The sequence below is a fragment of the Plantactinospora mayteni genome, from assembly GCF_016862935.1.
GTDB classification, from domain to species: domain Bacteria; phylum Actinomycetota; class Actinomycetes; order Mycobacteriales; family Micromonosporaceae; genus Plantactinospora; species Plantactinospora mayteni.
Window position 1 is genome coordinate 14,893 of sequence record NZ_BONX01000035.1, and the last position, 13,660, is coordinate 28,552.

The 13,660-nt window shown below is 72.5% G+C and carries 17 protein-coding genes; 12 read left to right on the forward strand and 5 right to left on the reverse strand.

Features of this window, described 5'->3' with window-relative positions:
- The first annotated feature begins 75 nt into the window (after positions 1-75).
- The 10 genes from Pma05_RS24665 to Pma05_RS24705 all read left to right on the forward strand — a co-directional run bounded on the left by Pma05_RS24665 (position 76) and on the right by Pma05_RS24705 (position 6,314).
- Entirely contained in the window at positions 76-411 is a 336-nt protein-coding gene (locus tag Pma05_RS24665; RefSeq protein WP_203860041.1) for a hypothetical protein, read from the forward strand.
- Between the two features lie 172 nt (positions 412-583).
- Complete coding sequence (locus Pma05_RS42750; RefSeq protein ID WP_239313020.1) at positions 584-730, forward strand: hypothetical protein; 147 nt, start codon at positions 584-586, stop codon at positions 728-730.
- Positions 731-735: 5 nt separating this feature from the next.
- Positions 736-894: a DUF1206 domain-containing protein gene (locus Pma05_RS42755; protein WP_239313047.1), complete on the forward strand. Its 159-nt coding sequence runs from the start codon at positions 736-738 to the stop codon at positions 892-894.
- 127 nt (positions 895-1,021) lie between these two features.
- Entirely contained in the window at positions 1,022-2,239 is a 1,218-nt protein-coding gene (locus Pma05_RS24675; RefSeq protein WP_203859853.1) for a mechanosensitive ion channel family protein, read from the forward strand.
- A gap of 265 nt (positions 2,240-2,504) precedes the next feature.
- Entirely contained in the window at positions 2,505-2,936 is a 432-nt protein-coding gene (locus tag Pma05_RS24680) for a phage holin family protein (protein ID WP_203859854.1), read from the forward strand.
- Complete coding sequence (locus Pma05_RS24685) at positions 2,933-3,244, forward strand: DUF3618 domain-containing protein (RefSeq protein ID WP_203859855.1); 312 nt, start codon at positions 2,933-2,935, stop codon at positions 3,242-3,244. Before Pma05_RS24680 ends, Pma05_RS24685 begins: the two co-directional genes overlap by 4 nt.
- Positions 3,241-3,513 (forward strand): DUF4235 domain-containing protein, encoded by a 273-nt coding sequence (locus Pma05_RS24690; RefSeq protein ID WP_203859856.1) that lies wholly within the window; start codon positions 3,241-3,243, stop codon positions 3,511-3,513. The genes Pma05_RS24685 and Pma05_RS24690 overlap by 4 nt, the downstream gene beginning before the upstream one ends.
- Positions 3,514-3,586: 73 nt before the next feature.
- Positions 3,587-4,285, forward strand: a complete 699-nt coding sequence (locus tag Pma05_RS24695) for an LppX_LprAFG lipoprotein (RefSeq protein ID WP_203859857.1) — start codon at positions 3,587-3,589, stop codon at positions 4,283-4,285.
- A 4-nt stretch (positions 4,286-4,289) separates the two neighbouring features.
- Entirely contained in the window at positions 4,290-5,858 is a 1,569-nt protein-coding gene (locus Pma05_RS24700) for an MFS transporter (protein ID WP_203859858.1), read from the forward strand.
- A 252-nt stretch (positions 5,859-6,110) separates the two neighbouring features.
- Positions 6,111-6,314: a cold-shock protein gene (locus tag Pma05_RS24705; protein WP_007075740.1), complete on the forward strand. Its 204-nt coding sequence runs from the start codon at positions 6,111-6,113 to the stop codon at positions 6,312-6,314.
- 179 nt (positions 6,315-6,493) lie between these two features.
- Here the strand turns inward: Pma05_RS24705 and Pma05_RS24710 are convergent, their stop codons facing one another.
- Together Pma05_RS24710 and Pma05_RS24715 are read right to left on the reverse strand one after the other, a co-directional pair.
- The gene (locus Pma05_RS24710) at positions 6,494-6,697 is read right to left on the reverse strand and encodes a hypothetical protein (protein ID WP_203859859.1); all 204 of its coding nucleotides are present in this window, start codon (positions 6,695-6,697) and stop codon (positions 6,494-6,496) included.
- A 252-nt stretch (positions 6,698-6,949) separates the two neighbouring features.
- A complete protein-coding gene (locus tag Pma05_RS24715) occupies positions 6,950-7,933 on the reverse strand; it encodes an aldo/keto reductase (protein ID WP_203859860.1) in 984 nt (327 codons plus the stop codon).
- 106 nt (positions 7,934-8,039) lie between these two features.
- Here Pma05_RS24715 and Pma05_RS24720 point away from each other — a divergent pair, with 106 nt between their 5' ends.
- Complete coding sequence (locus Pma05_RS24720; protein WP_203860043.1) at positions 8,040-8,873, forward strand: trans-aconitate 2-methyltransferase; 834 nt, start codon at positions 8,040-8,042, stop codon at positions 8,871-8,873.
- A 9-nt stretch (positions 8,874-8,882) separates the two neighbouring features.
- Positions 8,883-9,908, forward strand: coding sequence for an adenosine deaminase (locus tag Pma05_RS24725; RefSeq protein WP_203859861.1), 1,026 nt, complete (start codon positions 8,883-8,885; stop codon positions 9,906-9,908).
- 410 nt (positions 9,909-10,318) lie between these two features.
- On the opposite strand, the gene Pma05_RS24730 is transcribed toward Pma05_RS24725, so the two are convergent.
- The 3 genes from Pma05_RS24730 to Pma05_RS24740 form a co-directional block, all read right to left on the reverse strand.
- Positions 10,319-11,713 carry a sensor histidine kinase gene (locus Pma05_RS24730; RefSeq protein WP_203859862.1) on the reverse strand — a complete coding sequence of 465 codons (1,395 nt, stop codon included), beginning with the start codon at positions 11,711-11,713 and terminating at the stop codon, positions 10,319-10,321.
- 29 nt (positions 11,714-11,742) lie between these two features.
- On the reverse strand, positions 11,743-12,432 hold the full coding sequence (locus Pma05_RS24735; protein ID WP_203859863.1) for a response regulator transcription factor: 690 nt from the start codon (positions 12,430-12,432) through the stop codon (positions 11,743-11,745).
- A 72-nt stretch (positions 12,433-12,504) separates the two neighbouring features.
- Positions 12,505-13,656 carry a class I SAM-dependent methyltransferase gene (locus tag Pma05_RS24740; RefSeq protein ID WP_239313023.1) on the reverse strand — a complete coding sequence of 384 codons (1,152 nt, stop codon included), beginning with the start codon at positions 13,654-13,656 and terminating at the stop codon, positions 12,505-12,507.
- Between the last annotated feature and the right edge of the window lie 4 nt (positions 13,657-13,660).

Here is a 13,660-nt window from a genome sequence, read left to right on the forward strand (position 1 = left end):
CGCGAACTCGGCCCGGCCGTTGTCTGGATCTCTCCAGGTACCCTCGGTGGGGTGACGAATCCCCCGTACCGCCAAATGACCACCGTCCGTCGTGCCGCCGGCCTCGTCGCCGGCCTGGCCCTCGGTGTGGCCGTCCTGGCCGGCTGTAGCTCCGAGGGCGCCACCACAGACTGCGGGCTGGACGCCTGCACCGTCACCTTCGACCGGGGCGTCGACGCCCAGGCCAGCCTGCTCGGGGTCGAGGCCAAACTGATCGGCGTCGACGGCGACGTGGTGACCCTCGAGGTCGCCGGTGAGCAGTTGTCGCTGACCGTCGGCCAGCAGGCCACCGAGGTCGGCGGCCTGTACGCCACCGTGCAGAGCGCCGACGCCGACCAGGTGGTCGTGCGGATCGGCCAAAACGCCGGCTGAGCCGCGACCCGGGCTGAGTGAACCGGGCTGAGCCGTGACCCGGGGCGGCGGTGGCGGTCGACCGCCACCGCCGGCCACCCGGCCGGGGGTCACCGCCGAGGCGAGGGGCGCACCGGCCCGGCCCGAGGCTCCGGACGTTTGGAAATCGTCCTGATCGGTCATTGACCCGCCCATGTCAGCGACTTCTACCGCTGGAGCGAGCGCGGCCCGCGCCGCCGACAGCGAGCCCCTGGAATTCCTCGCCCGGGCCGGCTCCGTCGGTTACCGGCTCGTCCACCTGCTCTTCGCCTGGCTGGCATTGCAGATCGCCCGGTGTTGACGGCCGTGGTGAACTCCGACCCGGACCGGGCCCGGGGGCTGGACGCCGCCCCGCACACGTCGCGGGAGCAGGCGTACGGGTTGATTCTGCGCACGCTGCTGGCGCTCGGCATCGCCGTGTTCGCCCTGTGCTGCCTGGTCCAGGCGAGGTACCGGAAGGGCTGACCTGGATTCATCGGGCTTTCTGGGGCATTCTACGTTTTGGCCCCACGCGCTTCGCAGCCCTCGTCAGGTGCGGCTCGGGAGAGTTCCCGCAGCCGCACCCGGCTTCGGCGTGGAAGGAAGAACATTGGTGGACAGCTATCTGTGGACGGTCATCGCCACGGTGGGCGCGGCGCTGCTCGCGCTCGCCGTGGTGGAGGTGGTGCACCGGACCGTACGCCGACTCGGGCGCCGGACCGTGCTGCTCAGCGAACTCTCCGAGCACTCGTACCGGCCCTTCCAGGTCGCCGCGACCGTGCTGGCGATCCAGTTCGGGATCCGATTCAGCACCGGCTACGGCGTCGGTACGCCCTGGCGGCAGGGCCTGCTGCACCTGCTCGTCCTGGCGGTCATCGGCACCACCGCCTGGCTGGTCGCCTCGCTGCTGCTGGTCAGCGAGGACACCGCGCTGGCCCGGTTCCGGATCGACGTGCCGGACAACCGGCAGGCCCGGCGGATCAAGACCCAGATCGTCATGCTGCGCCGGGTCACCGTCGCGGTCATTGTGGTGTTGGCCGCCGGGGTGATGCTGATGACCTTCCCCAGCGTGCGCGGGGTCGGTGCCAGTGTGCTCGCCTCGGCCGGGGTGATCGGGGTGGTCGCCGCGCTGGCCGCGCAGAGCGTGCTCGGCAACGTCTTCGCCGGGCTGCAACTGGCGTTCAGCGACGCGGTCCGGCTGGACGACGTGGTGGTGGTCGAGGGGGAGTGGGGCCGGATCGAGGAGCTGACCCTCAGCTACGTGGTGGTGCAGATCTGGGACGACCGGCGGCTGATCCTGCCGACGTCGTACTTCACCACCAAGCCGTTCCAGAACTGGACCCGTACCCAGGCCGCCGTGCTCGGTACCGCCGAGTTCGAGGTGGACTGGTCGGTGCCGGTGCAGGCGATGCGCGAGGAGTTGCGCCGGCTGGTGGAGGGTACCGAGCTGTGGGACGGGCGGACCTGCGTACTCCAGGTCACCGACGCGGTCGGCGGGATGGTCCGGCTGCGGGCCCTGGTCAGCGCCGCCGACGCGCCGAGGCTCTGGGACCTGCGCTGCCTGGTCCGGGAGCACCTGGTCGGCTGGGTACGGGACCAGCGGCCGACCGCGCTGCCCCGGCTGCGTACCGAGGTCGGCGACGCCTCCGGCCGGCTGCCCTGGCAGTGGGTCGAGCCGCGCGGTCCGGTGCCCGGCGGCACGGCCGACAACCGGCCGGCCGAGCACGAGCCGCCGGACGACGCCCGGCTCTTCGGCGGTACCGACGACGGCGAGGCCCGGAGCAGTGCCTTCGTCGGCCCCGACGAGCCGGCCGAGCCGCCGCCACGCTGACCACAGGCGCGCTGTCCGCAGCCGTGCTGACCGGCGCCGCGCCGAGCGCCACGCCTGCGGACCGTCGCGCTGACCGCCACGCCTGCGGACCGTCGCGCTGACCCGCCGCGTCCCGGCTCCCGTGCTGGGCCCCGGGGCCGCTGACCTGCCGGATCGGCCGTCATCGGGGCGCCAGGTGGCGGACACTAACCACAGCGAGCGGTCGGCAGGATTGAACCACCGGCGACCGGGGCATACCGCCCAGGAGCCGGGATAGGAGGACAGCATGGCCGATGTCGTACGCGACCCCGCTCGACCGGTCGCGGAGCAGTCCACCGCAGAGCTGGTGCAGCGCGCCACCGAGCAGGTGTCCCGGCTGGTACGCGACGAACTGGCGCTGGCCCGGATCGAACTGGCCGAGAAGGGCCGGCACGCCGGGATCGGGGTGGGCCTCTTCGGCGGTGGCGGCGCGTTGGCGCTCGCCGGACTCGGCGTCCTGGTGGCCGCCGCCGTACTGGGACTGGCGCTGGTGATTCCGGCCTGGGCCGCCGCGCTGGTGGTGGCCGGGGCGCTCTTCATCCTGGCCGGGATCTTCGCGCTGATCGGCCGGGGTCAGGTACGCCGGGCGGTGCCGGCGATGCCGAGCGCGACGGCGGACAGCCTGCGCGCGGACGTGCGTACGGTGGCCTCGGCGGTCCGGGACAGGGGACAGGGATGACCCGCAGCAACGGCTTCGGCAACCCGGAGGCGCTCCGGGCGGAGATCCGGCAGACCCGGGCAGAGTTGGGCGAGACGGTGCAGGCCCTGGCGGCCAGGGCGGACGTGAAGGCCCGGCTCAGGGGCTCGGCGGCGCAGACCCGAAACCGGGTGAAGCAGCGGGCCGGGCAGACCGGCGCGAACGTCCGGTCCTCGGTACACGACGCCGGTTCGGTAGCGTTGCGCCATCCGGTGTCCTGGGCGGTGATGGCCGCCGGGGCGCTGGCCCTGGCGGTCGTGGTGCTGGTGGCACGAGGGAGACGTGGGTGAGCAGGGCAGTCAGCAAGGTGGCCTACCGGCCGGTGGGCATCCTCCTCGGGATGGCCGCCGGAGTGGCGGCCGGCGCGGTGTTCCGGCAGGTCTGGAAGTTGACCTCCGGTGACGGCGAGGCGCCCGACGCGACCGACGAGAATCGGGGCTGGGGCGAGATCCTGGCCGCCGCCGCGCTGCACGGGGCCATCTTCGCGGTCGTCCGGGCCGCCGTGGACCGGGGCGGCGCGATCGGGGTACGTCGGCTGACCGGCCGCTGGCCCGAGTGAGCCGAACGGTTTCCGGTGGGTCCGGGGCGGGGATCAGCGCCGACGGGCCACGGATCGTGAGTACGCTTCGGTTATGCGTCGATCCCTCGTGCTCGCCGGTGCGCTGAGCCTGCTGTTGGCCGTCTCCGCAGGCTGCACCGAGCGGGGCGCCGATGACCCGGCCGGAGCCGGGGAGAACTCCACGACCCTGCCCGAGGCGGCCGAACTCCTCAAGGGCGCGGCGACCGAACTGGGCACGGTGAAGACCGCCCGGTTCGCGATCGCCACCGAGGGCGCGGCCGACACCCTCGGCATCAGCGCCGCCGAGGGTGTGATCACCTCGGCCGGCGAGGCGCAGGGGAGCGCCAAGATCGAGCAGGGCGGGCTGCCGCTGGAGCTGTCGTTCGTGGTCAAGGACGAGACCCTGCACGTCAACGGGCTGACCGGCGGCTGGCAGAAGCTGCCGCTGGCCACCGCCGCCGCGATCTACGACCCGACCGCGATCCTCTCCCCGGACCGGGGCGTCGCCAACCTGGTCGGCAAGGCCACCGGCACCACCACGGGCCGCGAGGAGGTCGGCGGGGTCGACACGTACCGGATCGAGGGGACGCTGCCCGGCACCGCGCTCGGCAACCTGGTACCGGGGGTCAGCGAGGACGTCACCGGCACGCTCTGGATCGGTGCCGACCGGAAGCTGCTGCACCGGGCCCGGTTCCCGGTGCCCGGCCAGACCGGGACGGTGACGGTGACCTTCTCGGAGTACGACGCTCCGGTCACCATCCGTGTCCCCTGATCCCGTGTCGCGGGCCGGTCGTCGGCTCGCGATCGGGGTGGGCGGCGCGGCGGTGCTGCTCGCCGCCCTCGACGCGTACGTCGTGGTGACCCTGCTGGTCGAGATCCTCGGCGACCTGGACGTACCGGTCAACCGGCTGGAACGGGCCACCCCGGTGGTCACCGGCTACCTGCTCGGGTACGTCGCCGGGATGCCGCTGCTGGCCCGGCTCTCCGACCGGTACGGCCGGCGCGTGGTCATCGAATGCTGTCTGGTCGGCTTCGCCGCCGGTTCGGTACTGGCCGCGCTCGCCGAGAGCCTGCCGTTGCTGGTCGCCGGCCGGGGCCTCCAGGGGCTGGCCGGTGGTGCCCTGCTGCCGGTGACGATGGCGCTGGTCTCCGACCTCGGTTCGGCCCGGCGCCGGGCACTGTCCCTCGGGCTGGTCGGTGCGGCACAGGAGTTGGGCAGCGTGCTCGGGCCGCTCTACGGCGCCGGGCTCGCCGCGCTGGCCGGCTGGCGCGGGGTCTTCTGGGTGAACCTGCCGCTCGCGGTCGTGGCGATCGTGCTGGTTCGGTTGACCCTGCCGGGGCGGGACGACCGACCCGACGCCGTCCGGCAGCGGGTCGACGTCGTCGGCGGACTGCTGCTGGCGGTCGCGCTCGGGCTGCTGGTGGTCGGCCTATACAACCCCGATCCGGCCCGTTCGCTGCTGCCGCCCTGGGGGCCGGTCACCGTCGTGGCCGGAGTACTGGTGTTCGGCGCGTTCCTGCTCTGGCAGGCCCGGGCCCGGACCCGGCTGCTGGATCCGACCGGGGTACGGATGCGCCCCTTCCTGGTCGCCCTCGGGGTGAGCGCACTGGCCGGCGCCGCGTTGCTGGTGACCCTGGTCGACGTGCAGCTCTTTGCGCAGACCGTACTCGGGCGCGACGCGGTGCAGGGCGCGCTGCTGCTCACCCGGTTCCTGGTGGCGCTGCCGGTCGGCGCGGTGCTCGGCGGGCTGCTCGCCCGTCGTATCGACGAACGGGTCCTCACCGTCGGCGGGCTGGCGTTGGCCCTACTCGGCTATCTGCTGATCGCCGCCTGGCCGGTCGACCCGCTGGCGGCCCGTTACGCGATCGGGCCGGTCGGGCTGCCCCGGTTCGACACCGACCTGGTACTGGCCGGTCTCGGCCTCGGGCTGGTCATCGCACCGCTGAGTTCCGCCGTACTCCGCGCGGTGCCGGCCGCGCAGCACGGCGTCGCCTCGGCCGCGCTGGTGGTGGCCCGGATGGTGGGCATGCTGCTCGGGGTCGCCGGGGTTACCGCATGGGGGCTGCACCGGTTCCAGCAACTCACCGCCGACCTGGTGACCCCGTTGCCGTTCGGTGTGGACCGTGCCGTCTACCAGCAGCGGGTCGCCGATTACACCACCGCCGTACGCGACGCGCTCCGGGTCGAGTACGCCGAGATGTTCACCGGTGCGGCGCTGTTCTGCCTGCTCGGCGCCGTCCTGGCGGTCGCTCTGGGTGGCCGGGAGAGTGCTGTCGAACCCTCCGTGACGGCGCGCGACGAGGCCGGGGAGAGTTCCCGGGCCGACCCGGTGTCGTCCGGTTAACGGTGCTGTCGCCGTGCCGTACCGTCGATGTCTCCGGGCCGTTGGCCGCGCTCTCAGGTCACATGTCGGAGAATTTCGTCGAGTAGGCTATGCGAAGTTTTTGCGTACGTGGTTTGCTGTTCCACGCTGTTGAGAGATGGCGTGGGTCGAGGGAAGTCCTCCTTCGTGGGGGCCGACTCAAGGCGCCGCTGCTCGAAAACGGCCAACCGGCCGCACGGCGTGCTCGGCCGCCAGTTTTAGAAGGAGATACACATGGCGCAGGGAACCGTGAAGTGGTTCAACGCAGACAAGGGCTTCGGCTTCATCACCGTCGACGGCGGGGGTGCTGACGTGTTCGTCCACTTCTCGGCCATCCAGACCAGCGGCTACCGCACGCTGGAGGAGAACCAGCGGGTGGAGTTCGAGATCGCTCAGGGCCAGAAGGGGCCGCAGGCGGAGCAGGTTCGCCCCATCTGATTCCGTGACGGCCGGCCCCCGCCGGCCCGAGTTTCGATTGCTTTGGGATCCATGTCGAGCCCCGCGACCCGCGGGGCTCGACGTGTGTCCGGGGTAGCGCGAGGGCGGTCCGCCTGGCGACACCGGCCCGGCGCGGCACAGTAGGGACGGTCCGCCCGGCGCCACCGATCCGGCGCCGGTCAGGAGGGCCTGCCCCGGTTGCGGGCCCGCAGGCCCAGCGCCACCAGCACCAGCCCGGCGACCACCAGCACCGGCCCGAGTACGGCCCAGAGCGGTTCGCCGGTCATCACACTGCCGCCCAGCCGGCCCAGCCCCTGCAATGTCCAGACGGCGCCGACGACGACGGCCAGCAGCCCGAGCGTGAGCGGGAGCCACCCCTTCATCTGTTTCGCTGCTCCTCTCCGCGACGAAGTCACGCCGCCTCCGCGACGAAGTCTCATCGTCTCCACGACCACCCGGTCGCATCCGCTGCACGACCACCCGGTCGCATCCGCTCCGCGACGAACCGGTGTCATCGTCTCCGTGCCGAACCGGCCGCATTCGTTCCGCGACCGACCCGTCGCAGTCAGCCAACCGTAGGACGGGCCGGAGCGCACGTCGCCTCGCGGGACGGACGCACGCTTCGGCCGATCGACCTACCAGCGGTCGTGCACCTGCGGGCGAACCAGTTCGGTGTAGACCGTGTCCACCGTGGCGGTCGCCTCGGCGGGCAGCGGCGCGAGCGCGGCGGCGGCGACGTTCGCGCGGGCCTGTTCGGCGTTGCGGGCGCCGGGGATGACCACCGTGACGCCGGGCTGGTCGAGGATCCAGCGGAGCGCGAACTGCGCCATCGTGGCACCCTGCGGCACGGCCGGACGCAGCCGGCGTACGGCCGCCAGCCCGGTTTCGTAGTCCACCCCGGAGAACGTCTCGCCGACGTCGAACGACTCACCGTGCCGGTTGTAGTTGCGGTGGTCGTCGCTGCCGAAGGTGGTGTGCTCGTCGTACCGGCCGGAGAGCAGGCCACTGGCGAGCGGCACCCGCGCGATGATGCCGACCCCGGCGGCGAGGGCGGCCGGGAGGACCCGCTCGACCGGCTTGTGCCGCAGTGCGTTGAGGATGATCTGCACGCTTGCCACTCCGGGCCGGGCGATCGCGGCGAGCGCCTCCTCGCAGGTCTCCACACTGACTCCGTACGCCGCGATGCGTTCCTCCGCGACCAGGGTGTCCAGGGCGTCGTAGACGGCGTCGGTGGAGAAGACCGGAGTGGGCGGGCAGTGCAACTGCACCAGGTCGAGTACGTCCACCCCGAGGTTCGCCCGGGACCGGTCCGTCCAGGCCCGGAAGTTCTCCAGGACGTACGCCTCCGGGGTCTGCGGCACCCGGCGGCCCATCTTGGTGGCGACGGTGAGCCCGGCGTCGGGCCGCTCGCGCAGGAACCTGCCGATCAGTTGCTCGCTGCGCCCGTCGCCGTAGACGTCGGCGGTGTCCAGAAAGGTGACTCCGTCCTCGACGGCGGCGGTCAGCACCGCCAGGGCCTCGGACTCGCTGACCTGGCCCCAGTCCGCGCCGAGCTGCCAGGCGCCGAGCCCGACGACACCGGCCTCGCGGTTCAACCGCGGGAATCTCCGCTTTTCCACGCCCGGGAGCCTATCCCGCGCCGAATTCGGGCCCACCGGGACCGCGTGCCGCCGGTATGGTGCCGGTATGGTAAACAAGACGTACGTACGGTTTGAGGGGGGCGTCATGTGGGATCCGGCCAGCTATCTCCGGTACGGCGACGAACGTTCCCGGCCCTTCCACGACCTGCTCGCCCGGGTCGCCGCCGAGCGCCCCCGGACAGTGGTCGACCTGGGCTGCGGCCCCGGCCACCTGACCACCACCCTGTCCGCCCGCTGGCCGACCGCCCGGGTCGTCGGGCTCGACTCCTCGCCCGAGATGATTGCCGCCGCCACCCGCGCGGATCCGGCCGCCGGGACCGGGTCGCACGATGGCCCGGCCGACCGCTCCCGGGTCGAGTTCGCGGTGGCCGACGCCCGGAGCTGGTCGCCGGGGCCCGAGGTCGACGTGCTGGTCTCCAATGCCGTGTTGCAGTGGGTACCCGGGCACCAGGAGTTGCTGCTGCACTGGGCCCGCGAGTCGAACCCCGGCTGCTGGCTCGCCGTCCAGGTGCCGGGCAACTTCGACGCCGCCTCGCACCGCGCGCTGCGGGACGTGGCCGAGGCGCCGCGCTGGCGGCACCTGGTCGCCGACCTGCTCCGGGCCGCGCCGGTCTCCGACGCGGCCGGCTACGCCGACCTGCTGACCGGTGCGAACTGCGCCGTCGACGCCTGGGAAACTACCTACGTGCACCTGCTCCCGGCCACCTCCGGCGACGCCGACCATCCGGTGCTGACCTGGATGGAGGGGACGGCGCTGCGTCCGGTCCGGGCCGCGCTGGGCGGCGCGGGTACGGGCTGGGACGACTTCCGGGCCGCGCTGAACGAGCGGCTGGTCGAGGCGTACCCGGTCCGGCACGGGCAGGTGCAGTTTCCGTTTCACCGCGTCTTCTTCGTCGCCCGTACCGGCGCACGTCAGTAGGGAGTTTTCGTGACCGACCTCTCGGCCTTCATCGCCGGACTGCCCAAAGTGGAGCTGCACGTGCACCACGTCGGCTCCGCGATGCCGCGCATCGTGGCGGAGTTGGCCGCCCGGCACGAGGGCCGGACCCGGGTACCGGCCGATCCCGAGGCACTCGCCGCCTACTTCGAGTTCCGCGACTTCGCCCACTTCGTCGAGATCTACCTGAGCGTCGTCGACCTGATCCGTGACCCGGAGGACGTCCGGCTGCTCACCTTCGAGGTGGCCCGGGAACTCGCCCGCCAGCAGGTCAGGTACGCGGAGCTGACGGTCACGCCGTACTCGCACGTGCACCGGGGGATTCCCGCGCCGGCGTTCTGCGAGGCGATCGAGGACGCGCGGCGGGCCGCCGAGACCGAACTCGGCATCTCGCTGCGCTGGTGCTTCGACATCCCCGGCGAGGCGGGGCTGCCGGCGGCCGAGCAGACCCTGCGGATCGCCCTCGACGAGCGGCCGGACGGACTGGTCAGCTTCGGGCTCGGCGGTCCGGAGGTGGGCGTACCCCGGCCGCAGTTCAAGCCGTACTTCGACCAGGCCCGGGCGGCCGGGCTGCGCTCCGTACCGCACGCTGGCGAGACCACCGGGCCGGGGACGATCTGGGACGCGCTGCGCGAACTGGGCGCGGAGCGGATCGGGCACGGCATCTCGGCGGCCCAGGACCCGGCGCTGCTGGAACACCTCGCCGAGCGGCAGATCCCGATGGAGGTCTGCCCGACCTCCAACGTCCGGACCCGGGCGGTCGGCTCGATCGAGGAACACCCGCTGCCCCGGCTCGTCGAGGCCGGCCTGCTGGTGACGGTCAACTCCGACGACCCGCCGATGTTCGGCACCACCCTCAACGACGAGTACGCCGTCGCCGCCCGGCTGCTCGACCTCGACGCCGCCGGGCTGGCCGGGCTGGCCCGCAACGCCGTCACCGCCTCGTTCCTGGCGCCGCCGGAGCGGGACAAGCTGACCGCCGAGATCGACGCCTACCTGGCCGCGCACCGGTCCTGACCCGAGCGGCCCGCCGGCAGACACAGGCTGACCCGGCGCGGGGTGCTGCGGGCGGCCGCGCCGGGTCAGCGATCATGGGGCCGAGATCGACCGGGTACGTCTCCGTGCGCACCGCGCCCGACCTCTGCCGTTCTTATCGGCGCGCGGCGGAAACCAGGTGTGGGGGACCGTGCTTCCGCCGCGCGCCAGGCTCCACGGGCCGGGATTGGGGCAACATCTGTGGGTAGTGGCCCGGTGGAACTGGATGGGATCGGGCTCGATGCTGCCATCGCGGCGGGACGCTCGGACGGGCGTTAATCCAGACCTAAGGAAGACTTGCGCGAGACCAGAAACTCCTTGCCGGGACGCCCGATCCGGCCGGGAAAGGGGGTTCCCGGCCGAGTACCCGATCGGCGTCGGTCGGCCGCCGGTCAGTCGCCGGAGGCGCGCGGCCGGGACCAGCGGCGGCGGGTGCCCGCGTCCTTCTCCCGGGCCAGCCGGCCGACCAGCCCGAACCGGCTGACCTGCCGGGGTGCCGCGTCCGGGTCGGCCAGCAGCATGACCACGCTCGCCCCGCCGAGCCGGGCCCGGTCGATGCTGACCGAGCCGCTCGCCTGCTGGGCGACCCGGCGGGCGATGTCCAGGCCGAGCCCGGTCGAGCCACGGTCGCTGGCGCCCCGGCGCAGCGCCCGGTCCGGGTCGGCGATGCCGGGGCCGGCGTCGTCCACCCGGACCGCGATGTAGCCGTCCCGGCGGGTGACCGCGACCTCGAACGCGGTGCCCTGCGGGGTGTACCGGAAGACGTTGCCCAGCACCGCGTCCAGCGCGGCGGCCAGCTCCGCCCGGGGTACCGGCACCGGGATCCGGGTGTGCGCGCCGATCACCCGGTGTGACCGGTTCTGGTCGCCGGCCAGCGCGGACCAGAAGACCATCCGGTCCCGGACCACCTCGCTGACGTCGCAGCTACCCGGTGCGGCCTCCTGGGCGACCGTCTTCCGGGTGGTGTTGATCAGTACGTCGATCTCGCCTTCCAGCGTCACGATCGCCTGCCGGATCCGGCGGATCGTCCGGCGCCGGTCCAGCTCGGCCGCGCTGAACGAGCCGACGCTGGTGTCGTCGGAGTCGAGCGCGTCGGCGTCCAGCCGCAGTACGGTCAGCGGGGTACGCAGCCGGTGTGACAGGTCGGCGACGAGTTCCCGTTCGTCGGTGCGGGAGGTGACCAGCCGGTCCGCCATCCGGTTGAAGGCGTACCCGGCCTCGGCCAGTTCGCGGGGGCCGCTCGGCTGGATCCGTACGTCGAGATCGCCGTCGCCGACGGCCAGCGCCGCCTGCACCAGGCCCCGGGCCGAGGCGACCGCCTTGCCCGCCAGCCGGTCCACCACGATCACCGAGGCGACCACCAGGCCGATCGCCACCAGGATCAGCATCAGCCAGGTGCCACCGGTACCGGCGCTCAGCGCCGCCTCGGTGACGAAGACCTCGACCACCAGCACCCGGCCGGCGACCGGTACAGGTTCGAGCCGGACCACCCCGCCGGAGACCTCGGCGACCACTGGCGTACCGGTCCGGATCGCCCGGTCGACGTCACCGGCCGCGGCCCGGGGGTTGCCGCCGAGCGACAGGCCGTGCACGACCGGTGGGTTGCCGGTGTTGCCGGCGGTCGACTCGACGACCCGGCGGATCGCCGCCGGGTCGGCGCTGACCGCCAGCGCGCCGGTGACCACGCCGCTGCGCCGGGCCGCCTCGCCGAGCGCGTCCTCCCGGGCGTCGCGTGCCAGCGCCGTGCCGAGCGGGATCAGGAAGGCGAGCGCGACGATGGTGGTCATGCCGGCCCCGAGGTAGGCCAGCGCCAACCTCAGTCCGGTACCACCAACCGGAATCCGACCCCCCGCACGGTGCGCAGGTAGCGGGGCTTCGCCGCGGACTCGCCCATTTTGCGGCGGAGCCAATACAGATGTACGTCGATGGTCTGATCCTCGCCGACCGATGGTTGCCGCCATACCTCCTCCAACAGTTCCCGGCGGGACACTACCCGGCCGGGCCGTGCCGCGAGATAGGCCAGCAGGTCGAACTCCTTGCGGGTCAGCGCCAGGGGCTCCCCGTCGAGCAGGGCGCTCCGTTCGCCGACGTCGATCCGCAGCCCGCCGACGGAGTGTACGGCCGGCTCGACCGTCCGGCTCGCCCGGCCGACCCGGCGGAGCACCGTGGTGATCCGGGCGTCCAGATGGGCGCCGGTGAACGGTTTGACCATGTAGTCGTCGGCGCCGGCCCGGAGCAGCCGGACGATCGCCTGCTCGTCGTCCCGGGCGGTGGCGATGATGATCGGCACGTCGGTGATGCCGCGCAGCATCCGCAGCGCGTCGGCGCCGTCCAGATCGGGTAGCCCGAGGTCGAGTACGACCAGGTCGGGGGTTTCGGCGGCGACCCGGCGGAGGGCGTCGAGCGCCGTACCGACCGCGTGCACCGCATGCCCGCGATCGGCCAGGGAGCGCAGCATGGCGCCGCGTACGACATGGTCGTCTTCGACCAGGAGGACGGTGGCCACCTGATGACCGTACTGCCCATGGCAAGTCGGGTGAATCGGTGCCCGTACGGTGATGGTCGGGTAACGGATGGTTCAGCGGGCCGGCGGCAGTTGCAGCACCCAGCGGTACGCCTGCACCATCCCGGTGTCGAAGCCGGCCGCCGAACCCCAGAGGAAGAGTCGGAAGCGCCGGTAGAGTGGCTCGCCCCAACGGCGTACGATCTCGTCCCGGGCGTCGTCCAGCCGGCGGGCCCACTCGCGGCAGGTCAGGTAGTAGTTGTGCCGGTCGTCGGTCAGGTTGAGCAGCTCGAACGGCGAGTGCGCCACGTGCCGCAGATACTGGTGCAGCAGCAGTGGGGCCGAGCCGCCCGGATAGACGTACCGCTTCATGAAGGTGGAGACGATGTGCTTGCGGCGCATCGCCAGCGCGTCCAGGTAGACCCGGCCGCCGGGGCGGAGCAGTTCGGCGTACTTGCGCAGCGTGGTCTGGTAGTCGGGCAGGTGCTCGGTGACCCCCATGTTGACGATCGCGTCGTAGCGCTCGCCGGGGGAGTAGCCGAAGATGTGTTCCCGGACCACCCGCACCGGCAGCCGCTCGCGGTCGAACAGGTCGGTGAGGAAGCGCTCCGACTCCACCGACAGCGTGGTGGTGGTGACCTTCACTCCCTTGCGGGCGGCGTGCTCGCTGAAGGCGCCCCAGCCGCCGCCGACCTCCAGTACGTGGTCGCCGGGGCCGACCCCGATCGCCTCCAGCGCCAGGTCCATCTTGCGGGTCATCGCGTCTTCCAGCGGCTCGTCGTCGGAGGCGAAGACCCCCTCGGTGTAGCAGCGGTGCCGGTGGTCGAGGAAGGTCAGGAAGAAGTCGGAGTCCTCGTCGTAGTGGTGCGAGATGGCTCGGCGGTCGTCCTCCCGCCGGCCGCGCAGCAGCGCCGGCACGAACCGGCCGAGGAAGGCGATCGGATGCCGGTCGGTGAAGAACGACCGCATCCGCAGCGCCGCCGCCAGGTCGCCATCGACGTCCAGCGACCCCTGTAGGTAGGCGACCGCCACGGCGAACTGATCCAGCGCGGCCAGCGCCTTGGCGCCCCGCTCGTCCTTGACCACGATGGTGAACTGCGGTTTTCCGGTGCCGAAGGTCCGCACCGGGCCACCGGCCGGGGCCACCGCGAACGGTACGCCCGGCCCGGTGCCGAAGAAGGTCTGGTATCTACGCTGTAGCGCGCTCACGGCGTCCACGGGTGTCACGGCG